Origin of the sequence: Salinivibrio sp. VGrn1 (genome assembly GCF_009377995.1) — a bacterium.
Classification (GTDB): domain Bacteria; phylum Pseudomonadota; class Gammaproteobacteria; order Enterobacterales; family Vibrionaceae; genus Salinivibrio; species Salinivibrio siamensis.
This window is the reverse complement of record NZ_SATA01000001.1, coordinates 154,621-176,759: the sequence shown is the minus strand read 5'-3', so window position 1 is coordinate 176,759 and position 22,139 is coordinate 154,621. Positions and strand designations below refer to the sequence as shown.

Genomic DNA, 22,139 nt, shown 5'->3' with positions numbered 1-22,139 from the left:
TGAAAAGGAAGATGACAATGAAACACTGGATAGCGGCGTTAACATTGGCAATTGCGAGTACTGCCAGTTTTACTGCCTCTGCAAGCGCGGAAAACAACAGTTGGGAAAGAATTGAGCAACAAGCCAAAGGTCAAACTGTTTACTTTAACGCATGGGGCGGCAATCAAGAGATCAATGCTTACCTGCGCTGGGCAAGCCGCGAGTTACAACGCGATTACGGTGTCACACTTAAACATGTCAAAGTGGCGGATATCGCTGAAACCGTCAATCGCCTGCTTGCCGAAAAGACCGCCGGTAAGGATAGCGGCGGCAGTGTCGATATGGTTTGGATTAACGGCGAAAACTTCAAATCGATGAAGGAAAATGATTTGCTGTACGGCCCTTTTGTCAGCACGCTTCCCAATTGGGAAATTGTCGATAAAAGCTTACCGGTTGAAGAAGACTTCACTGAGCCTACAGACGGCCTCGAAGCACCCTGGGGGGTGGGACAGCTGGTGTTTATCCATGATCAGAAAACCTTGGCTAATCCGCCTCGATCATTTGCCGAGCTGCTAGATCTAGCTAAAGCATTCCCTGGCCGTATCAGCTATCCCAAACCCCCTGAGTTCCACGGCACCAGTTTTCTGAAAGCGGCGTTACTCGAGCTCACGGACAGCCGCGAGGCGCTTTACTTGCCGGTTGATGAGGTGGATTTTGACGCCGTGACCGCACCATTGTGGCGCTATCTCGACCAACTGCATCAAGTCGCTTGGCGCGAAGGCGCGCAGTTCCCATCGGGTAGTGCTGAAACTATCCAATTGTTGGACGATGGTGAGCTTCTCGTCGCGATAGCGTTTAACCCCAATGCAGCAAAAGCGGCGGTGGCCTCTGGAAAACTTGCCCCATCAGCGCGTGCGTTTGCCTTTGACCAAGGCGCCCTGTCTAACATTCACTTTATGGCGATTCCATACAACGCTAATGCCAAAGCCGGCGCCATGGTCGCCATCAACTTCTTAATGAGCGAAAAGGCACAGCTGCGCAAAGCCGATACCCAAGTATGGGGCGATCCACCCGTGGTGAAGCTGCCTGACACCGCCGAAGTCAGCCGCTTTAACACCCAACCCGAGCCACACCCAAGCTGGCAAACCGCGCTTGAGCGCGCTTGGCTGAAACGCTACGGCCAATAGAAAGAGGTTGATATGGCACGTTTGCTGTTTGCCATTACCCTAACGGTGTGCTGCCTACCCTTGTTGCCAGGGGTGGGCGGCTTATTCGCGACCGCCTTTGCATTCTTACCCACACTAGGGCTGACGGAGGCTAACTTTAGCGGCTGGCAAGCTGTCATGGCATGGCCGGGGCTATCACAATCTATTCAGCTAACGCTCATCTCGGGGTTAGGCAGTAGCCTGCTCGCGGTGGCACTTAGCTTTATGATTTTACAGGCTACTTGGCACACGCCTATTTGGCAAAAGATCAGTGCACGCTTGCCTGCGCTATTGGCATTACCACACGTCGCGTTTGCGATTGGTCTGGTTTTGCTGCTATCCCCGTCGGGTTGGCTGTTTCGCCTGTTAAGTCCCCTTCTCGGCGATCAACCCGTGACTTGGGCGCTGGTACAAGACCCTTATGTTATTGGGCTCACCTTGGCGCTGACGCTAAAAGAAACCCCGTTTTTACTATTGATGAGTCTATCGGTGCTGCGTCAAATTGATGTGTCTAGACTGACGATGGTATCAACCAGCCTCGGGTATAACCGCACCGCAACTTGGTTAAAAGTCATTCTTCCGCTTTGGCTGGCCAAAATGCGTTTCCCGATTTTTGCCGTCATCGCCTATAGCCTTTCAGTGGTTGATGTGGCGATGATCCTTGGGCCGAATACGCCGCCCACCTATGCGGTATTGGTATGGCAGTGGTTTAATGACCCTGATTTAGCGCTATTGCCTAGAGCCTCAGCCGGTGCCTTGCTGTTGTTTGCTCTGTGTGGCTTGGCTTTATTGCTATTTCGCTTTTTGGCGTGGCTTGGTTGCCAATGTCTCAATCGCTGGCAATACACGGGGCGCCGCCACGCATGGTTACCCGGCAAATCACTCTGGTGGCCGGTGTTTATCACTCCCCTTGCAATTATGCCTGTGTTGCTGATGTGGTCATTCGCGCTGCGCTGGTCATTTCCCGATTGGCTACCCAGCCGATATAGCTTACGGTTTTGGGAGCAAGAGCTTAGCTATGTGTGGTCATTGGCGGGGAACAGTATTGTTCTGGCGGTGGTCAGCGCCAGTGTCGCCTTGCTATTTGCCATCGGATGTCTGGAGCGGTCAGTCAATCAGCAACGCTCAGTGCCGAGAGCGATCATCGCCATTCCGTTATTGGTTCCTCAACTCTCTATCTTGTTCGGTATTCAGGTGGCGGTGTATAGCCTTCCCGGCCAGTGGCACGTGCCGGCAACCCTTTGGGCTCACATTTTTTTCGCGTTTCCTTATGTGTACCTCGCACTCGATGGACCGTGGCAGCAATTTGATATGCGTCTTATGCAAACCGCCAGAAGCCTCGGTCTTAGCGCCACGCTTGCATGGTGGCGGGTGAAAGTGCCACTCCTTTTGCCCGCCATTATCTTGGCGTGGGCGGTCGGGGCAAGCGTTAGCTTAGCGCAATACCTCCCCACACAATTGCTGGGCGCGGGACGCATTAATACCCTGACCACAGAGGCGGTTAGCTTATCGAGCGGCCTTGATCGCCGTATCAGTGGCCTGTATGGGCTGATGCAAGCGATGCTTCCACTTGTCGTTTTCGCCTTAGCCACTGTGCTGAGCCGCATCGCTGAACGTCGCCTTTTACCTAAATCAACACCAACTTATTCAGGAGCTCAACACCATGACACTGTGTGTCAACCAACTCACCATAAACGCGCCTGATCAATGTTTGGTGCGTGAGCTGTCATTTTCGGTCGCTCCGGGAGAAATACTCACCGTGATGGGGCCCAGTGGCTGCGGAAAATCGAGTTTGCTGAGTGTATTGGCGGGGCACATCCAACCGCCCATGCATTACAGCGGTCAGCTGACGTTAAATGGTAAGCCCTTTGATCACTTACCGCCGGAACAGCGCCGTATTGGGATTCTGTTTCAAGATGATTTGCTCTTTCCGCATCTCAACGTCTGGCAAAACTTAGCCTTTGCCCTGCCTTCATCGATGAGCAAAGCGCAAAAACGTGATCAGGCCATCGCAACATTAGGGTCTGTCAATTTAGCGGAGTTTGCGGATTATGCCCCCAGCCAGCTTTCGGGCGGACAGCGTGCGCGAATCAGTGTGTTGCGTGCATTACTCGCCGCGCCCGATACCATCTTGCTTGATGAACCCTTTAGTAAGCTGGATAAGCCGCTGCGACGGGATTTTCGGGCCTTTGTGTTTGAGCAAATCGCGCAGCGCAACATTCCTGCGTTGATTGTGACGCATGATGCCGAGGATATTGCGGATCAGAGCCGCTGTTTAAATTGGCCGGCTCGCCCGACTGACCCCGCACCGCACGAGGAGATGCAGAATGCTTGATCGTTACGCCATCGCGATAATCCGCTGGCCATTGAAGCAGGCAGCGGTGCAGCTCACAAAATGGAGGGTAAAACCCGATACCGTCACGCTCTCAGGCTTTTTGATTGGCTTGCTGGCCGTGCCCGCTCTCGCGCTACAAATGTATTGGCTGGCGCTTGTGTTTATTATCATCAACCGACTTTTTGATGGCCTTGATGGTGCGCTCGCCCGCGAGCAAGGGCTCACGGACGCGGGGGGCTTTTTAGATATTACCCTCGATTTTATCTTCTACGCGGCCATTCCTTTTGGCTTTGCGCTAGCCGATCCGGCCAATAACGCCATCGCCGCCAGTTTTTTGCTGTTTTGCTTTATGGGGACTGGCGCAAGTTTTTTAGCGTTTGCAATTATGGCCGGCAAACACCAGATTGATAACCCGGTTTACGCCAATAAGTCGATGTATTACATCGGCGGGATCACCGAAGGAACGGAGACCATCGCGAGTTTTGTGTTAATGTGCCTTTTCCCAACATACATGGCGTGGATTGCCGGCATCTTTGGCGCAGCCTGTTTAATTACGGCAGCAACACGAGTCTGGGCGGGGTACCAAACGTTGCGTACGCTCGATACGCCCTCCTCCTAGCTTATAGCCACTGGTGCTGCAGCTGCTCTTTATCGCCTAAGTAATCGAGCAGCCAGCGCACCGGTGGTGATTCTTTATCCGAGCGCCATGCAATGCAGCACGGACTGCTTAATAGCGGCTCTTCAAGCGCAAGCTCCACCAGCTCTCCTCTCGCAATCGCATCTTCTGCCATGTGTGAAGGCATCACACCAATGCCTAACCCTGCCTTAAAACATTGCATGGCACTGTGCCAATTCGGTACCGTGAGGCGGCGCTGATTATCCAATAGCCAAGTGGTACGGCGCGGTAAACGGCGCGAAGTGTCTTCCAAACAGATAGCCGAATACGGCGCGAGCTGATCATTAGCCAGTGGCTGGGCACACTGGACGAGTGGATGCGAGGGGCTCACCACAAACCGCCAACGCAGGGTGCCCATTTCCCGATAGCGAAACGCGCCGCTCACTGGCACGGCAGCCGTGGCACCAATCGCAATATCGGCTCTATCATCCGCCAACGCATCCCATACGCCGTTAAATACTTCCATGGTTAGCAACAACTCGACATCAGGAAACGCATCGTAGAAATCCCGCACCAGCGTATTGACGCTATCTTCGCGCACGACGTTATCCAGCGCTAAGGCGACACTTTGTGTCCAACCATTGGCCACACGTTGTGTTTGCTGGCGAATAGTTTCCATGTTCTTAATCATCTCACGCGATTGAGAGACAAAAAACTCCCCCGCCGCCGTCAACCGAACCTGACGATGAAGCCGCTCAAACAGGGTAACCGCCAGTTTGTCTTCAATCTGGCGCACCGTGTAGCTCACCGCACTCGGCACTTTGTGCAACTCGTCGGCCGCCGCGGAAAAGCTTCCTCGCCGTGCGACCACGTCAATCACTTGAAAATCTTGGTAAGAAAACATTCAAATCAATTTTTTTGAAAGCAATGTTCAAATCATAGCGTTTCACAGCATAGATTGTTAGTCATAAACTGCTTGTTACACTATTCTTTACATCAAGAGATAAAAAATGAACAAACAAGTGCCGTTTATCACTCTGTTCTGGCTAGCAGGGCTAAGTATGCTGGGCTTTTTAGCCACTGATATGTATCTGCCTGCTTTTGAAGCCATGCAAGTCGATTTTGCTACATCGTCCGCAAATATTGGGTTGACCTTAAGTATATTTTTGCTTGGTATGGCTTGCGGTCAACTGGTTTATGGTCCGCTGTCCGACCGCGTTGGCCGTAAGCCTGCGCTATTGATCGGCTTGCTTCTTTATATTGTCGCGACTGTCGTATGCCTTTTCGCAAGTAATATTTATCTGCTACTCGGTGCACGTCTTGTTCAAGCATTGGGCGCATGTAGCGCGATTGTGATTTGGCAAGCGGTGGTCATTGATCGCTATGAGGGTAAACTGGGTCAGAAAGTGTTCGCCACTATCATGCCATTAGTTGCCTTATCTCCAGCTCTAGCACCATTATTAGGTGCCTACTTACTCCAGCATTTTGATTGGCGCAGTATTTTTGTGGTTTTATTTGCACTAGGACTTGTTTTCGTTGCACTTACTCTACGTGAAAAAGAAAGCTTAGCTAAGCCAGTACAAGACACTAAAATTATTGATAAACTTAAAAGTGACTACCAACAAGTTTTTAAATCAAAAAAATTCATCGGTAATATGCTCATTTTCGCGGGTTGTTCCGCGGCATTTTTTGCTTACCTGACAGGATCACCGTTCGTGATGTCCGCCATGGGTTATACCGAAGCGGATATTGGTCTGAGCTATATTCCACAAACCATTGCTTTTGTCGTCGGTGGCTACGCCTGTCGCCATGCCCTCAACAAGCTTAAAGATCACAGTATCTTGCCTTGGCTGCTTAAGCTGTTTGTTATCAGTGTCGTGGTTATCTTTTTGATCAGCTGGCGTACCGATGTTACCAACATCTGGGTAATTTTAGGTCCGTTCTGTTTCCTCGCGGCGGCGAACGGTGCCATCTATCCACTGGTCGTCAATCGCGCCTTGGAAGATTTCAAATCCTGTAGCGCGACCGCTGCGGGGCTGTTGAACTTCTTACAAATGATGGTCTGCTTCGTGGCGAGCGCGGTGGTGTCTGCGTTTGCAGCCTCCGGCTTGATCGCCGTCACCACGGTGATGCTGTCAACCTGTGCGGTGGTGATTATTGGCTTTGGCTTGGTCTGGCATGCAAACCGTCAAGCGCAAACGCTAGCAGCCGCGTAAGGCAACGGGGTTTAGAGACTAAAAAGGCGTCTTTCCAGACGCCTTTAAGTGGTCTTTTGCTTATCCGCTGGACTGCGGCATCGCGCGCGAGATGATCGCGGTCATATCAATGTGCGAAGGGAGCGTACCATATTGATGATATTCTGACGTTTCGACACGAGCTTGCACGAAGGACTCGGCAATGTCTTGTGCTCCATAACGCAACAGTGTCGCAGCTTGCCACAGTATCGCCATTTTCTCTATCACTTGGCGAGCACGATAAGCTAGCATCTCAGCATTACCTAGGTGTCGTTCCAGCAGATCTACCGCTCTATCAAAAGCGTCATTCGCCCCTGTCGCACAGCGTAATTCTGCAATGAAGACCGATACAGTATCCGGCTCTCGAGTCAGCACTCGGAGTAAATCCAAACATTGCACATTGCCCGATCCTTCCCAAATGGCGTTAACAGGTGCCTCACGATAAAGCCGACTGGCGACATTTTCGTTTACATAACCCACCCCACCCAAGCACTCCATCGCTTCATAGGTATGTTGTACTGCGCGCTTACAAATCCAATATTTACCAATAGCCGTGCCAATCCTAACCAAGGCGGCTTCATGTGGGTTATCCAGTTGTTCAAGCGCCCGAGCCAATCGCATGGAGATCGCGAGCGCGGCTTCTGACTCTAAGGCCAGATCAGCCAAAACATTTTGCATTAATGGCTGATGGTGCAAAGGTTTACCGAATACCTCACGCCCTGCTGTATGCCAAATGGCCTCTTTGGTGGCTTGTGCCATAAGAGCACTAGAGCCTATCATGCAGTCATAGCGCGTTAATGCCACCATTTGAATAATGGTTTTAATCCCCTTTCCTGGCTCACCTAACAGCCACCCCTGCGCATCACGAAACTCAATTTCCGAACTGGCATTTGATTGGTTTCCTAGCTTGTCTTTCAGACGCTGAATGTGAATCGGGTTTTTACTCCCGTCTTCTCGCCAACGTGGAACCAGGAAGCAGGACAAACCGTGGTCAGTTTGTGCGAGAACAAGAAAGGCATCACTCATGGGGGCGGAACAAAACCATTTATGCCCCACCAGTGAATAACGTTTACCTCCTCCGGGCGCTTCACAAGGCGTTGCATAGGTTGTATTAGCCCGCACATCCGATCCTCCTTGCTTTTCGGTCATTGCCATTCCGATAGTGACACCCGCTTTCTCAAACCAAGGAATGTTACGTCCATCGTAGCGACCACTCACGATTTTAGGCAGCCATTTTTCTGCGATATCTGCTTGAGCTTGTAATGCGGGTACGCTGGCAAATGTCATGGTGAGCGGACAGCCAGAGCCCGGATCGGCATGGGTGTGAAGAAATGCCATGGCAGCACGAACCACATGACACCCCGAGTTTTTTTCACACCAAGGCATGGCGCAATGGCCATGCTCGATAGCATGTGCCATGAGTTGATGATACGCAGGATGATAATCAACCTGATCAATTCGATAGCCAAAGCGGTCAACAGGCCGGAAAGTGGGCAGAAACTGATTCGTATCCATACCCGCCTCTAACAGGTCGCCGCCAATACGTTCACCAAAGGACGTTAAACGGTCTTTTCCCCATTGCCCGCCAAATTGTGTAACCCAATACTGTAAAATACGGTCCGCAGTGAAGGCATTATAATTTTCCAACGGCTTTGGTTGATTAAAAACAACATGTGTATCCGTTTGACGGTTCTTGCTTTCCATAGCTTGTTGCGCTCTCCATGTCTTTATCGAAAGTCATCATGTAAGTAGACGACGCGTTCACCTTTATGACTGTCAGTAGTCCAAGACAAGGCTGCCGTTATCATCAAACTGCCAACAATCGCCATAAGCCACTTCCCAAAGGTAGTTATCCGGATCGGCAAAGTAGCCGCTGTAACCTCCCCAAAAAACGTCTTGTGCAGGTTTAACAATACGACCGCCACATCGCTCTGCCAACGCCAACACATCATCCACTTCCTCTTTGGACCGCGTATTATGCGCCAACGTAATGCCACCAAAACCCGTCTCCGCCACAGCTGTGCCAGGTTTAATGTCATCAGCCAAGGCATCAATGGGGTACAGCGCCAAGCGTGTGCCTGCCGTACTAAAAAACACAATCCCCTCTTCGGGATGACTATGCGTGGGAAATCCCAACTGGCGATAGAAATCATAAGAGTGAGAGAGATCTGCAACCCCCAATGTGATGATACTAATTCGTGCTTCCATACCGTTGCTCCTTGGTTTAATCCGTTGGGGCGGTCAGTTTGTCTTTACCTAACCATGAAAAAGCGCGCAATAAATGGGGCACCGCCTCATCAATGATTTCGCCATGTGCCATGACAAGACGCTGTGGTGCCCAATGAATCAAGGTGCGAATGTGTGTTGCTAATTCGTCTTTGTGAAACCAAAAGCTTAATCGCCAATCAAGTGGTGTCTTACCATTGGGGGCTGTCACACCTGACCACTCGGCAATTTTGCGTTTAAAAGGTGGAAGTGCCTCTGGACGAAAATTTTCGATAAGATCAGTCACAATCAGCGTTTGGCTTTGCCGATGAAAAAACACGCATTCTGTCATCACTGGAGACCCTGTAATCAAACACTGGACAATGTCATCTTGCCAAGCGGGCTCAAGCAGATCTTCAAACTGATAATCAAATCGTAAATCTTTTCGCTTTTTCGCCACTTGTTGGGTGCCAATAAGTTGCGCCTCGGGAAAGGCCTCAACCCATTCGGCTAAGTAGAGGTGGTGCAACTGGTTAGGGGCGATTAAATAGCGAACGGCCCCTAACGACGCCAGTTCACTGCGCAGTGCGCCAGTGAGCTTTATCGGGCTGTGAATCCATAGGGACTGATCGGCAAGCCTCACCACCACCATACGTGTGGTGTAGGGCAGCGTGAAAAAGGGAACAGCCTCGCCATCAGCTATCCAAATTGACGTATCGAGTTGATACACAGCACTCTCCTAATGACCGACTTTACACTGTAGCGTGTCAGCCAACCGGTAAGTGTGCGAATAATCACAGCCTTACAGAGTGCCTAACTGGACATGGCGCGTAATGTTTTTCAGTGTGACCCCTGCAGCTGCAAGGCGAGATTGCATATCATCCAGTGCGCGCTGGTAGTCATCACTTTGCTCAAAGCTAGCTAGCGTTTGCCTGTCTTTAAACATCAGCCGCACGGTTAAGCTTTGTGGAAAGCGTTGATAATTCACCTCATGCGTGAGCCATTCAAACCCCTCGACCTTTTCCATTGTTAACTCACAGACGTCAGTCAGTGCTTCTCGAATAGCTTTGTCATACTTCTTGTCTGTTTTTCGCATGATGCTTCTCTTCTACTGCTGGGTTTTCTTGTGTTTGGGGTCCGTGCGGCTGTGCTCGACAAAAATCAGCTCTTCGGTGGCAAAGCCTCGCTGTTTCGCCGCTGCAATAAACTGCTCCTTCACGGACTCCGAGACGGTTGGCGTGCGCGATAACAGCCATAGGTAATCGTGGTCAGGCCCCGAAATAAAGGCATATTGGTAGTTGTCATCCAACTCAAACACCACATACGATCCATAGAAAGGCCCAAAGAATGAAACCTTCAGGTACCCTGTTTTATCACTTTCAACGAAGTATGCCTTGCCTTCGGCTTCTTGCCATTGACCCTCTTCAAGGCTGTAGCCACGATTAATCACTTTGACGCCGCCGTCTTCACGTAAGCTGTATGTTGCGGTGACATCCGATAAACCCCGCTCAAAAGAGTGATCCAGTCGCGCCACTTCATACCAAGTGCCTAAATAGCGGTTAAGCTCAAAGTTTGTTACGGGTGTAACCTGTTTTGGCATGCCTAGACACCCAGTTAACATTAAGGACAATAACCCAATCATCCAGCGTCTTTTCATTGTTATTCCCTCTTTAAATCCAACATGATGAGTCTTACTCAACAACAAGTTTGATCGTTTACATGCTTTGTCAATTTTTGGTCAACTCGCTGTTTTTCTGCTTGCCAATGCGCCAAACCGGTGCTTATATAAGCGATCTTTAGTCACAGAGGTAATCACAATCCATGGACAGCGACCGATGTCGTGTTATGCCCTCCCCCGCTTCCTTTAACGAGGAGGTAATCGTATGTTAACACTCTTTATGGAACCCCAAACTTGGGTGGTCTTTTTTACCCTTCTGACCCTTGAAGTGGTATTGGGTGTTGATAACTTAGTCTTTATTTCTGTATTGTGTGAGCGTCTCCCCAAAGAGAAACGCCGCTTCGCGCGTACCTTGGGTATTGGTCTTGCCGTGATCAGCCGGATTGGCTTGTTGTTCTCCATCGCTTGGGTCATGTCGTTGACCGCGCCACTGTTTACGATTGGTACGGAACCGGTTACCGGTAAAGACCTTATCATGCTGTTTGGTGGTGGCTTTTTGCTGCTAAAAAGTACCAAAGAGCTGTGGGCATGGTTGGGCCATGGCGAACCCGTGAGCCACTCGACACAAGTTCGCACCGGCATGGCAGTAATTTTGCTGCAAATCGTTGCAGTAGATGCGGTGTTCTCGATGGACTCAGTGATCACTGCGGTCGGTCTCACCCAAGATGTACCTGTGATGGTCGCCGCCATTGTAACCGCCGCCATCATTATGATGATCGCGGCCGAACCCGTGAATAATCTGGTCAGCCGTTATCCTGGGTTTAAAACCTTGGCCTTGCTGTTCTTGGTGCTATTGGGCTTGCTGCTGATGGCCGAAGGTGCTGGCATTCATATCAACAAAGGCTACGTGTACGTTGCGATGGCATTTGGTTTGATACTTGAGCTCTGCCACATTCGATTGCGCAACAAGCAGCGCTTGAACATCAAGCGTATTCGTCCGCACTTTTCGTTGAAAGTGTCACGTCGGATTGCTGACAGCCGTTAATTCTCAGGGGCCGTCGCCACACTTTTGATGGCGGCGGCCCTATCTTTAAACTGGATTTTTCCCACACAGCATTGACCCAGCTGCGCATAGTGCGCTTGGACACGCCCCACAAGCTGATCAAGTGGCATGATTTGCCCACTCGACTGCCAGTGCTGACCGCCATCTTGGCTTAGCCAGCAAACGCCTTGGCTATCCACCAGCCGATCGTCTTCTGTGATCACGTTTTCACTCAGTGCTTCAAGCGACGCCGAGTCTGGCGCGTACGATAGTTCGTCATCGCCGTGCCAAATCAGGAGCGCTGGATATTCAAGAAACGCATTCATTGCTTGGGCTTAAACATGGCCAAATTGAGTTCAACAGACGAACCCATCCAACCGACGTGATCAGTATGATCAATGTAGTCATCACCCGTCACGCCATGCAAAAACACGGTTAAATTACCCCGGTGCGCCTCAAGCCACGCCATCACCTCATCGAACGCGGCTTTGTCAAAGGCGATCTGAAAACTCCTCTTTGGATGTGGGCCGACACATTTGCGATGAAAGCGGCCAAGATCGATCGGCAGTGACGATGCAGCGGCTGCTTGATAGATAATATCCGCCTGCGCTTCGGTATCGGCCTCATAGTAAACATGGGCGTGGTAAGCCTGATGAACATTGGGAAAAGCGTGTAAAGAAGACATAAGCATCATTCGATTCAACAAGATGGAATTGAGAATAGTTTACGTGAAACCAAGGCAAAGAAATAGTGACCAAAGGTGTGGCTATTCAATCATGGCGCTAATCAACGCTGCCTAACAAAAGGATAATAAGAAAAAGCGGCCGAGGCCGCTTTTGAAAGATACTGTTATTCCGTTACGGTCACTTAGTTTACCACTGAGTCATTAATGCCCCCGGCATTGATGGTACCCGAAGCACCAAACTCAACCGCTTGACGGATCATTTCAGCGTGCACGGCTTGCTCAGCAACTGCCTCCGATTGCGGGAAGATGAAGGTGCTATGGCTCGCGTTTTCCCCTTTAAAGGTGACAAAAGAACTGCTCCCTGCCTGCACAGGCGAACCCGTATCCACTGCTTCGCTAGGTCCTTTACCAAGGAACTTTCTCGCTAATGGCTCAGAACCAGCGAAATTATCAACAATGCCCGGAACCGTGTAGGCGACGTCGTTCGGTACCGTGTCATCACTATCAACTTGCTGCATATAAATTGATGTCGTATTACCATCAATGTAGGCAGCATTTGTATATGGGTCGACAGTATCGAGTAAGGTTTGGGCCGCATAGCTAAATTGCTGAATCACACCCTGAACCTCGGCACTTGCACTTGCTGAGCCGGTTGCCTCGAATGTCTGGTAGCAGATCACATTGTTTTCTGCGCTATTATCGAGCGTGCAATTGTCACCGGCAAAGGTCTGATAAGCGGTACTGCCTTTAAACGCAACACTGTGCTTAATCAAAGGACCAAACGAGTCCGACCCGAGGAGCAAGTTGGCAATTTGTCCCCCAGAATTCGCCACGCTTAGCGCAGAGAAATCATAGTATGGGCCAACACCTGTCGCCGCATTGTCACGGTTTGCCGCCGCAAACGCAGTGGTACCAACAATACCGCCCAGCGAATGACCTAGTAGGCGTGGTGCCGAAGTAGCAAAAGACGATATCGTCGCTAATGGCGTCCCCGCGAATCCCCCCGCCAATTGGGTGCGAGTCAAACCTGCCCGCAAACCCATTACATCCAACTCACTTTGGCGCACATTGTCACGCGCCACGGCCAAGTTACTAAGGTTCAGGTACGCTGTCACATCCACGTTAGCAGAACGCTTCGCATCCAAGCTACGCTGACCATGAAGCGGCAAATCAATCGCCATAATGGCTTGATTTGCATTGGCAAAGTTAGGCGCAAAGAAGTAGGCATTTTCTTTTGCCGAGGTAATCCCGTGCTGATAAACCGTGAGTTGGGTATCGCTATCAACCGTTGCTGGCGTAAACAGCAAGAAAGGTACCTCTTGCACCGATTTTATCTGCGGCACAGGGCTATAACGGGTAATAATCCGCTCAGGGTCTAATTGACTACCGTCAGCTTTGGTTAGCGTCACACCTGCCAGCTTGAACAGCTCGTTGACGATCTGTGATTTATCGTTACCCGTTAACACAGCGACGTTGACACCCGCGCCTGTCAACTGAGCGGTGATGGTCGCCTGCTGTTCAGGGTCTTGCAGCGCATTCAGTACCTTGACCAAGCTAGGGGTAGCTGACTCAAACGGCTGACTGTTCCAATTGCTATCCGTTTCCAGATAGTAAGGTAGCTTGATGGTACCTTTGCTCACATTAACATTGACGCCGTTAAACGCTGCCTTAAGCTTCGCCTTAATATTATCGGCATCATTGGGATCGAAGTACTTGGTAAACTGGGCATCGGCGTCCAATGCCGTATCGTAATCCTGAGTGCCGGTAATATCGATGGTGTAGGCATCCGATAAATCAGCATTATTGGGGTTGGCGCCCGCTTTCCACACAGCAGCAAGGTTCCCTGCAGTTAAGCCATTTGCCGTCGCTAGCTTGGTGTAGTTTAAGCTGTCACCCACCGATTGGGTTGAAAACCAGGTGGAGTAGACGATTTTGGTCGGTTCAACACCTTGTGCGGCAGCTACCAGTTTTTCAACTCCCTGAATCACCGCTTCTGGTGCTTCAAGTAGCGAGTCCTCATAAGTGACAGTCTGGGATTTTAATCCCGCATAGCTCGATGGCATGCCAATCGGATCGCCGTTTACATCCTGAATATCATCGGTTAGAGCAATAATGTACTCACTGCTGGCATTGAGATCCGCAATAGGTAACACCGTCAGTGTATCGCTGGCCGCATCGCTCAGTACTTGAAAGTCGGTACCTTGTTGGAGCACGGCTTTAACGTTAGGTGTTCCCGTCATTGATTCGGTCAGTTCAATGAGATAAACCCCATTACTTACAAGCCCTGAATTAAGGCCCGCGCCACGGAAATTAAATACCAAAGGCATCGAGGTTGACCAACCATCCATGGTATTCATGGCAGCCTTTGGGTTGGTAAGCGCGTTGTCACCTTCCGTGGGTATTTTTAGCGTCCCATCTTCACTGTCCATCAGCAAAAAGGTAGGAACAGGCATAGTCGGTTTAGCATCCACCAAGGTGAAGTCGACCGAAGTGGGTCGATCAATGGCGGTTTGAATATAACTTTCAAATTGAGGTGTGTTGGTATCACTGGCATTTTCATCGCCACACCCAGCCAAGATGATCGCAGTTGCCAAGACTGACAATTTTAACTGTGTTTTAAGCATCATGATATCCCGGTTAGAACTGGTAATTAAGCTGCACAGAGCTGATGTAAGCGGTTCCGTTAGAATCAAACTCGAGGTTTTGTTTCAGCGCATTTTGTTCTGTGAATGAGCCATCACGGCTACGCACGATGGCAAAGCCGGCATCAATGCTGAGATCGTTATCGTATTGGTAGGTCAAACCTGTGGCATACCAATAACGGTCAGCGTCTGGGATACTCAGCGTGGCTTCACCGGCTTGTTCGTCATAGGCAAAGCCAAGGCGGCCCGTCCAGTGTTGATTAAACTGATACGTCGAGCCGATTGACCAACGATCGTTATCTTTGTACGACTCGTCTTTAACAAAACACACGTTATTGTCAGTACATTCATCAGATGTGGCGCGCAGCTCAGTAAAGCTGCTCCAATTGGTGTGTTGATAGCTATAGTGGACGGCAAACGCATCGGTCAGTTGGTGAAAGCCCGAAACTTCCCAGTAAGAGGGCAAAGATAGCTCGAGGCGTCCTTTAACCGACGCTGCGTTAGCAAACATACCGTTGTTGCCATCAAAGGTCCCATCTTCAAATGTGCCGTCATCAAAATCGAGATCCACCTTGGAGCGATAACCAACACCAAAACGGTGATTTTCATTGATTTCATACAACGCTCCAAGATTCCAACCGTACCCAAAGGTTTCACCTTTTAGACCCAGCAATTTTTCGGATGGACTGGTCGGGTCCAAAGGTCCCTTATGGCGAGTCAGTGTTGCTTTAGCATAGGTGAGGTTGACGCCCGCACCGAGGCTTAATTCAGGGGTAACTTGATATGCAATCGCCGGGTTTAAGTTAGTTGAGAGCAAATCGGTGTCGCCGGCCAAGTCGCCTGCTTGAATATCATCAGGATAATCGGTCGCAATACCATAGGTGGTGAAGAGACCAATCCCCCACGTCCATTTTCCCTCTTGAGGACTGACATAAAAGCCCGCTGGCACGACCTTCATTGGCGCCACATCTTTGGCATATTCATTGTTGGTGCGATCTTTTACATCGACATCGGGATCAATCAGGGTCAATGCACCAGATAATTGGGCGCGGTCAAATCGCATCATGGCCGCAGGGTTACGTGCCAATACCGCGGCATTGTCAGCAACCGCGGCGTCACCTGCAAAAGCGCGTCCTAGCCCTGACGCTGATTGCTCGGATACTTGAAACCCAGCACCGTAGGCTTGGGTTGCTGCAAATACGCTGAGCGCAATGAGAGAATACTGCTTCTTGTTCACTAGTCAGACCTCCGAGGTCTTGTTTTAATATTGAGTTACAGATGTTAATTATTGGTAAACACCTTGTCAAATCAGTCGATTACAACAAGGTGTTAAAGAGGGCGGATTATAGAGGGCCGAAGTGTGAGATAAAGGAGAACTTAATTGGTAAGACCAGTTCAGCCAAAAAGTGGCGGCTTTGCAGGCAAAATTGCGAAAAAACCGTAGTTATTGTCGGTATTTTTATCAAAGCGTTAAGCGTACACTGTCGTGGTAGATTGTGCTTTTTTGCTATGACTTAACAAGGAGCCACCATGATTGAGCAAGGACAACCCTTACCCATATCCACACTCAGCGAACTCACTGCTGAAGGAATGCAAACCCACGATATCCCTGCCCTTTTCTCCAACAAGAAGGTTGTGCTGTTCGCGGTGCCGGGTGCCTTTACCCCGACCTGTTCAGAGTCACACTTACCGGGCTTTGTGGTGAAAGCGGATGAGATTAAAGCAAAAGGCGTCGATATGATTGCTTGCGTCTCCGTCAACGATGCCTTTGTGATGCAGGCGTGGGGCGAAGCACAAAACGCCAATCAGATTCATATGCTGGCTGACGGTGATGGCAGCTTTACCCAAGCGCTGGGCTTGGAAATGGACTCAGGTAAGTTTGGGGGCATTCGCTCGCAGCGTTATGCGATGGTGATTGATAATGGCATCGTCACGCATTTGAACGTTGAAGCACCAAAAAGCTTTGACGTCTCCAGTGCCGAGGCGGTTCTCGCCCTGCTGTAGCGGTTAGCTGGCGGTGGCGTTTTCTCGCCACCGCTTCGTTATTTACACTGACTTCTCATTGACTTTACGACGAAGTACATACTTTTGCACTTTGCCCGTCGATGTTTTCGGGAGCGCGGTAAAGATCACCTTTTTCGGTGCCTTGAAGTGCGCCATTTGTTCTCGACAAAAAGCAATAATTTCGGCTTCGGTCACGGCTGATGCTTCGGTCGTTTTGACAAACGCACAGGGGACCTCACCCCACTTTTCATCGGGCATCGCAATCACCGCCACTTCTTCAATATCAGGGTGTCGGTACAGGACGTCTTCCACTTCGATACTGGAAATGTTCTCCCCACCACTAATGATAATGTCTTTGAGTCTGTCCTTGATTTCGATGTAATTATCGGCATGCCATACCGCTAAGTCGCCAGTGCGAAACCAGCCGTTACTCATGGCATCTTCCGTCGCGCTCGGGTTCTTTAGGTAGCCTTTCATGACAATGTTACCGCGAACAAAAATCTCACCCAGCGTGCCACCATCTTTTGCCACCGGTTTAAACGTCACCGGATCGGCAACCATCAGTCCACCTTGCATTGGGGCCCGTACACCTTGGCGCGCTTTCATCCGTGCTTTATCTTGTTGCGAGAGTTGATCCCAGTGGTGTTGCCATTCACACACCACACAAGGGCCGTAGGTTTCAGTGAGACCGTAAACGTGGGTCACTTCAATCCCCATCGCTTCCATCCCTTCAATGACAGAAGCCGGTGGTGCCGCCCCTGCGGTCATTGCTTTAACCGTATGGTGAATCTCAGCTTTTAGCGCCGGATCTGCGTTATTCATCATGTTCAGCACAATCGGCGCACCACAGAAATGGGTCACTTTATGGGTTTTTATCGCATCAAAGATAGGCTCTGCCCGCACATGCCGTAGGCTGATACTCACCCCCGCCGTTGCAGCCACCGTCCATGGAAAACACCAACCATTGCAATGGAACATCGGTAGCGTCCAAAGATACACAGGGTGCGCATCCATATTCCAAGACAACACATTGCTCACCGCATTCAGATGGGCGCCACGATGATGATAGACCACCCCTTTTGGATTGCCGGTCGTGCCTGAGGTGTAATTGAGTGAAATAGCTTGCCATTCATCGTCTGGCAATGCGTACTGATAATCACAATCTCCTTGTGCTAAAAAAGTCTCGTACGTAATTTCACTGATACATTCGCCATGTGGATAGAGCGGATCATCAATCGCAATCACCAGTGGACGGTGTTTGATCATTTTTAATGCCCGCTTTGCGACTGCTGTCATCTCCTTGTCGACGATAAAGACTTTGCTTTCCGCGTGTTCGAGAATAAATGCGACGGTTTCCGCTTCTAGCCGGGTATTAATGGTATTGAGAACGGCACCTGTCATCGGCACGCTAAAATGCAACTCAAAGACTTCGGGCAGATTGGGGGCCATCACCGATACCGTATCACCCAATCCAATGCCGGCCTGGCTTAATGCCGAGGCAAATTGGCGACATCGCTGATCCACTTGCTGCCAACTCCAACATAGATGACCATGAACGCTAGCCGGATAATCTGGATAGACGCTAGCGGCTCGCTCGAGGAAAGAAAGTGGGCTGAGTATTTGATGATTGGCTGAACTTTTGTCCAAGCCAAGCTCATAGATGTTGCTGGCTGACATAACGCGCTCCTTGCTGACCTTGTCTAGATAACTAGATCAACCTAGCATGTCATCAAGCTTACGCTATACAACTTAAGTCGATATGGTGGCGAGAACGCAAAAAGGCCCAGCAATGCTGAGCCTTGTGATTAATGTTCCGTCGGGTTAAAAGTGCAATGACGCGCCAAGCACAACTTTGCGCTCTTCGCCCAACGTGGTTTTATTTTGTACACCACCGGCGAGATAGCTTTCGTTGAAGAGGTTTTCAACATTCACACTCAGTTTCAAGTCCGTTTGTTCACCGGCTTTGATAGTATGGCCCACACCTGCATTCACTGTGGTGTAACCTGGCTTATGATAAGTGTTTTTCATATCGCCATAACGATCACCGACATAACGCGCACCCACGTTCACATAGGTTTGGTTATCGACATCATAACGTGACCAAATGCTGGCGCCCCACTCTGGTGTCTCAGCAGGCTGTTTGCCATCGTTCGCCGGGTTGAATGGGTCTTCGATACGTGCATCTAAATACGTCGCTGAGCTATGCACAGACCAACGATCAGTCACTTGACCGGCAAGGCTGACTTCAACCCCTTTATGCGTTTGTTTACCTAATTGCGTAGTGCGTGAAGTGAGACTGCCTTGTCCGGTGATCGCCTCTTTGACCACTTTGTTTTCTTGTTCAATTTGGAACAAGGCGGCACTGAATAACGCTTGGTCGTTCAATAACGCTTGTTTATAGCCGAATTCGTACAGCTTACCTTTTACCGGTTTTAGCGCCATGCCGTCATTGATATCGGTATCACTATCCACCGGGTTTTTCGGTTCAAAGCTCTCGGAATAGGTCACGTAAAGCGTTTGTTCCGGTGACGGATGATACATCACCGCGGCTTTAGGCAGCACGTTATAATACGTGTCCGTCTCGTTATCCTCGCGGTCATAGCGAAGTCCTGCAAGCAGCTGCCATTGTGGATTCAATGTCATTAAGTCTTGCGCATAAAAGCCAATTGAATCAGTAGGATCAGGATCACGCGGAGTTGCTGTGCCATAATGGATGTCCGGCTCCGGATACGCACCACCAATCACGGCGGTTTGGTTTTTCTCCATCACACGCTGACCGACATAGTCATTACGCAGCGCATTGGAACCAATCAGCACTTGGTGATCGATATTCCCGAACTGAAATGCACCGGTGACATCAATATAAGCCGTATCCAGTACCCAATTGTCGTGACGGTCCATGGCAAAGTATTTGAACGATTGGGTATTGGCGTCATAGGTTTCACGCTGTCCAAATCCTTCGTGGTAATGACGTTTGTAGTCTTGGCGATTGTAACCTGCTTTGACTTTCCAATCCGGCGTTAATTGGCTGACAATATCGACTCCGTAGTTCTCGACATCAATGTCCATGAACGACCAAGGCGCTTCCCAGATAAATTGGCTACCCAGTTGCGGTTTACCATTGATAATGTTGGCGCCGTTATCGCTGCTACTGTCATCAATCACACGATCATAATGAAGAGAAAGCTGGGTATCGGGAGTGATGTCATAATCTAGCATCAAGCCTGCAATTTGACGGTCGAGCTCAGGTTCACTGCCATCTAAATAGCGACGTGATGAGCCCTCGCTTTGCTTCGATAGCACCACCCGACCACGTAAGGTGCCGCTCTCGTTGAGAGAACCCGATGCATCGGCGACCGTATGTTGATAATCGTTAGTACCGACTTTCTGGCTGATTGACGCTTGGAACGCTGCTGTTGGACGTTTAGTGACCATATTCACCAAACCACCCGGTGCGGACTTGCCATAGAGCAAACCTGCGGGTCCTTTTAATACCTCAACGCGTTCCATCAGCTCAACAGGATGACGATAATAAGACCATTGCTGCTGGCCATTACGCAGGTAGCCTGTTCCGGTATCAAGTTCAAAGCCGCGTAGCATGAAAATCTCACGATTGCGGTCCGTACCACCTACACCAATGCTGGCGTCATTTACCAACACATCTCCTAGTGTCGTGGCGTTTTGCTCTTGAATCAGCGTTTGATCCATCACAGCCACTTGGCCCGCTGTTTCTAGTTGGCTAACATCCATGCGCATCGCTGTTTCATTGCTATTGGCGTTGAAACGAGCCTGATGGCCTTCAACCACATAGACTTCATCAACCGGTTCTGTCGAGTTAGTTGCAGCTGCACTGGCTAGGGGTGACAGCGCGACAGCCACAAAAACGGCAAGGGGGTGTTTTTTCAACATGAGACTTCCTGTAGCTAACGATTATTTGAACGCACCGGAAAATAAACGATAACCAGTCTCATTTCTATTTGTTTTCACCTGTACGCAACTGATTGCACATTTCTTGGCCAGACTTGTATGGATTATGTTACAAGGACGCTAATTTTCATCAGCTTATTGATGATCCACTGTTTGATAATCTCGGCCTATAGCGCGTAACCAGCGGGCGAGATCTTGCGTGGCTATGACCCAAGTTTGATCATGACAAAAAGGCTGGCATTCCACCGCTTGAACCTGCCATATCGCATTCGCGATCACCAAACTGACGCGATGCTCAGGATCGTTCATTACATCAAATACCGATACGGCACCTGATTGTGCCTGCAAATAGGTGTCGAGTTGCTGCGACGACGCAAACGATAGGCGAGACGTGCCCAAGGCTTCACTCAATCCGGCTAAGTTGACGGTAGCTTTGCCCGGTAACACCACCAAGAAAAACTGTTTACCCTTTCTGTCTTTCAACAGTAAGTTCTTGGTCGGGTTTGCATCAGTATGCAAACCGAGCGCGTCTGCTTGTTCACATGTATAGATAGGCTGATGGCGGTATATTTTTACTGAAATACCGTGCGCTTTGAGGCTTTGAAGCAGCGCAGACTGTTGACCTGAAAGTGGTGGCGTCCCTGTCATAATCTTCCTTATTAGTTTGCTAGTTCGTCTCCATCCGTCCCTTACAGGCACAGACTGTTAATTTTATCGTACGCCCAGCAAGCCCATATTCATTATTAGGCTTTCTTATGTGACTTAAGAATAATTAAATACACTTATTTAGAATAAAAATATAACTTTATCGCAACGTTAATCACAAGGAGAGAAACATGGTACTCAAGGTGAGTTTTCACTCGGGTCGTCAAGTGACCTATCATCGACATGCTAAAACGCTACACGCTCACTTAGCGACGACCAAGCTGCCTACACGCTGGTCCAAGCGCCCTCTACCCTCTGTGCGTAGCACGCGATAACGCATTACTCCGACTTAGGTTGATGCTGGGGCTGCGAGGTAACTGGCTGAAAGTACTGTGCACGGAGCGCTTGTAACTCACCACGTTGAGCCGCACTGTCCAAATACGCGTCAATCTGCGCCACTAAGTCATTCGCTTGTGGCGCATATCGGCTGACTTGAGCATGAAATGCTTTCGTAAGACTAGCATGTCATCTCTATCGACATGCGCAGGCGCTTTGCTCGTTATTCAGACGTTGCGGTTAACGGCAACGAAAGCGTTAGAACCGCATCTCGGCTGCGCCCTGTCTCGACGAATCCCAGCGCTTGATACAATGAAACGGCTGGATTTTCTGCAAAAACACGCAACGCTAAGTGCGCATAGCCAGACGTTTGCGCATAGGCGACCGCCCAATTGATTGCCTCGCGGCCGATCCCTTGCCGCTGCTCACTCGGCTCAATCTGTAAATCACGGATAAAAAGTGTTTCACCGTCTGCCTTCAAGCGAATGACGCCACAACGCTTTCGCTCATGGCGAATTTCATAATTATCAAAAACTCGCCAACTTTCCATAAACATCTGTGGATTCCAAGCGATTTTCCTCGCTTCATAGTAAGGGGCCATATTCTCTTGGATCAGCTTTTGGCTGTAATTCGCATCCGTTGTCGGACCAATCGCAACATCCATGT

General features: G+C 49.9%; 21 protein-coding genes. 7 read left to right on the top strand and 14 right to left on the bottom strand.

Annotated features, from left to right (window positions below):
• Positions 1–11 precede the first annotated feature (11 nt).
• The 4 genes from EHW56_RS00810 to EHW56_RS00795 are packed head-to-tail and all read left to right on the top strand — an operon-like array spanning position 12 to position 4,138.
• Positions 12–1,166 carry an ABC transporter substrate-binding protein gene (locus tag EHW56_RS00810; protein WP_152795264.1) on the top strand — a complete coding sequence of 385 codons (1,155 nt, stop codon included), beginning with the start codon at positions 12–14 and terminating at the stop codon, positions 1,164–1,166.
• 12 nt (positions 1,167–1,178) lie between these two features.
• Positions 1,179–2,888: an ABC transporter permease gene (locus EHW56_RS00805; RefSeq protein ID WP_227486465.1), complete on the top strand. Its 1,710-nt coding sequence runs from the start codon at positions 1,179–1,181 to the stop codon at positions 2,886–2,888.
• Positions 2,848–3,519 (top strand): ATP-binding cassette domain-containing protein, encoded by a 672-nt coding sequence (locus tag EHW56_RS00800; protein ID WP_152795266.1) that lies wholly within the window; start codon positions 2,848–2,850, stop codon positions 3,517–3,519. The genes EHW56_RS00805 and EHW56_RS00800 overlap by 41 nt, the downstream gene beginning before the upstream one ends.
• Positions 3,512–4,138 carry a CDP-alcohol phosphatidyltransferase family protein gene (locus EHW56_RS00795; protein ID WP_152795269.1) on the top strand — a complete coding sequence of 209 codons (627 nt, stop codon included), beginning with the start codon at positions 3,512–3,514 and terminating at the stop codon, positions 4,136–4,138. The genes EHW56_RS00800 and EHW56_RS00795 overlap by 8 nt, the downstream gene beginning before the upstream one ends.
• A gap of 1 nt (position 4,139) precedes the next feature.
• On the opposite strand, the gene punR is transcribed toward EHW56_RS00795, so the two are convergent.
• Complete coding sequence (punR, locus tag EHW56_RS00790; protein WP_152795271.1) at positions 4,140–5,039, bottom strand: DNA-binding transcriptional activator PunR; 900 nt, start codon at positions 5,037–5,039, stop codon at positions 4,140–4,142.
• A gap of 106 nt (positions 5,040–5,145) precedes the next feature.
• Here punR and punC point away from each other — a divergent pair, with 106 nt between their 5' ends.
• The gene (punC, locus tag EHW56_RS00785; RefSeq protein ID WP_152795273.1) at positions 5,146–6,351 is read left to right on the top strand and encodes a purine nucleoside transporter PunC; all 1,206 of its coding nucleotides are present in this window, start codon (positions 5,146–5,148) and stop codon (positions 6,349–6,351) included.
• A 60-nt stretch (positions 6,352–6,411) separates the two neighbouring features.
• Here punC and EHW56_RS00780 read toward each other — a convergent pair whose 3' ends face one another.
• The 5 genes from EHW56_RS00780 to EHW56_RS00760 form a co-directional block, all read right to left on the bottom strand.
• Positions 6,412–8,073, bottom strand: a complete 1,662-nt coding sequence (locus tag EHW56_RS00780) for an acyl-CoA dehydrogenase family protein (RefSeq protein ID WP_152795275.1) — start codon at positions 8,071–8,073, stop codon at positions 6,412–6,414.
• A gap of 72 nt (positions 8,074–8,145) precedes the next feature.
• The gene (locus EHW56_RS00775; protein WP_152795277.1) at positions 8,146–8,577 is read right to left on the bottom strand and encodes a VOC family protein; all 432 of its coding nucleotides are present in this window, start codon (positions 8,575–8,577) and stop codon (positions 8,146–8,148) included.
• A gap of 16 nt (positions 8,578–8,593) precedes the next feature.
• Positions 8,594–9,304, bottom strand: coding sequence for a DUF4336 domain-containing protein (locus EHW56_RS00770; protein WP_172969937.1), 711 nt, complete (start codon positions 9,302–9,304; stop codon positions 8,594–8,596).
• Between the two features lie 72 nt (positions 9,305–9,376).
• A complete protein-coding gene (locus tag EHW56_RS00765) occupies positions 9,377–9,670 on the bottom strand; it encodes a hypothetical protein (protein WP_077577859.1) in 294 nt (97 codons plus the stop codon).
• Between the two features lie 12 nt (positions 9,671–9,682).
• Entirely contained in the window at positions 9,683–10,216 is a 534-nt protein-coding gene (locus EHW56_RS00760; protein WP_370517135.1) for a lipocalin family protein, read from the bottom strand.
• 241 nt (positions 10,217–10,457) lie between these two features.
• Between EHW56_RS00760 and EHW56_RS00755 the strand changes: the two genes are divergently transcribed.
• Positions 10,458–11,237 (top strand): TerC family protein, encoded by a 780-nt coding sequence (locus EHW56_RS00755; protein ID WP_152795281.1) that lies wholly within the window; start codon positions 10,458–10,460, stop codon positions 11,235–11,237.
• Here the strand turns inward: EHW56_RS00755 and EHW56_RS00750 are convergent.
• The 4 genes from EHW56_RS00750 to EHW56_RS00735 form a co-directional block, all read right to left on the bottom strand.
• Entirely contained in the window at positions 11,234–11,560 is a 327-nt protein-coding gene (locus tag EHW56_RS00750) for a DUF4144 family protein (protein ID WP_152795283.1), read from the bottom strand. The two genes, EHW56_RS00755 and EHW56_RS00750, sit on opposite strands and share 4 nt — an antisense overlap.
• A complete protein-coding gene (locus EHW56_RS00745; RefSeq protein WP_152795285.1) occupies positions 11,557–11,919 on the bottom strand; it encodes a DOPA 4,5-dioxygenase family protein in 363 nt (120 codons plus the stop codon). The genes EHW56_RS00750 and EHW56_RS00745 overlap by 4 nt, the downstream gene beginning before the upstream one ends.
• 182 nt (positions 11,920–12,101) lie before the next feature.
• Complete coding sequence (locus tag EHW56_RS00740) at positions 12,102–14,543, bottom strand: VolA/Pla-1 family phospholipase (RefSeq protein WP_152795369.1); 2,442 nt, start codon at positions 14,541–14,543, stop codon at positions 12,102–12,104.
• A gap of 13 nt (positions 14,544–14,556) precedes the next feature.
• Entirely contained in the window at positions 14,557–15,798 is a 1,242-nt protein-coding gene (locus EHW56_RS00735; protein ID WP_172969936.1) for an outer membrane protein transport protein, read from the bottom strand.
• Between the two features lie 293 nt (positions 15,799–16,091).
• On the opposite strand from EHW56_RS00735, the gene EHW56_RS00730 reads away from it, so the two are divergent.
• A complete protein-coding gene (locus EHW56_RS00730; protein ID WP_152795286.1) occupies positions 16,092–16,565 on the top strand; it encodes a peroxiredoxin in 474 nt (157 codons plus the stop codon).
• 42 nt (positions 16,566–16,607) lie between these two features.
• Here the strand turns inward: EHW56_RS00730 and EHW56_RS00725 are convergent, their stop codons facing one another.
• From EHW56_RS00725 to EHW56_RS00710, 4 genes are all read right to left on the bottom strand, one after another.
• Positions 16,608–18,242, bottom strand: coding sequence for an acyl-CoA synthetase (locus tag EHW56_RS00725; RefSeq protein ID WP_152795288.1), 1,635 nt, complete (start codon positions 18,240–18,242; stop codon positions 16,608–16,610).
• A 144-nt stretch (positions 18,243–18,386) separates the two neighbouring features.
• On the bottom strand, positions 18,387–20,474 hold the full coding sequence (locus EHW56_RS00720) for a TonB-dependent siderophore receptor (RefSeq protein ID WP_152795290.1): 2,088 nt from the start codon (positions 20,472–20,474) through the stop codon (positions 18,387–18,389).
• A gap of 153 nt (positions 20,475–20,627) precedes the next feature.
• Entirely contained in the window at positions 20,628–21,140 is a 513-nt protein-coding gene (locus EHW56_RS00715; protein WP_152795293.1) for a prolyl-tRNA synthetase associated domain-containing protein, read from the bottom strand.
• Positions 21,141–21,696: 556 nt separating this feature from the next.
• Entirely contained in the window at positions 21,697–22,137 is a 441-nt protein-coding gene (locus EHW56_RS00710; RefSeq protein ID WP_152795295.1) for an N-acetyltransferase, read from the bottom strand.
• Positions 22,138–22,139 lie beyond the last annotated feature (2 nt).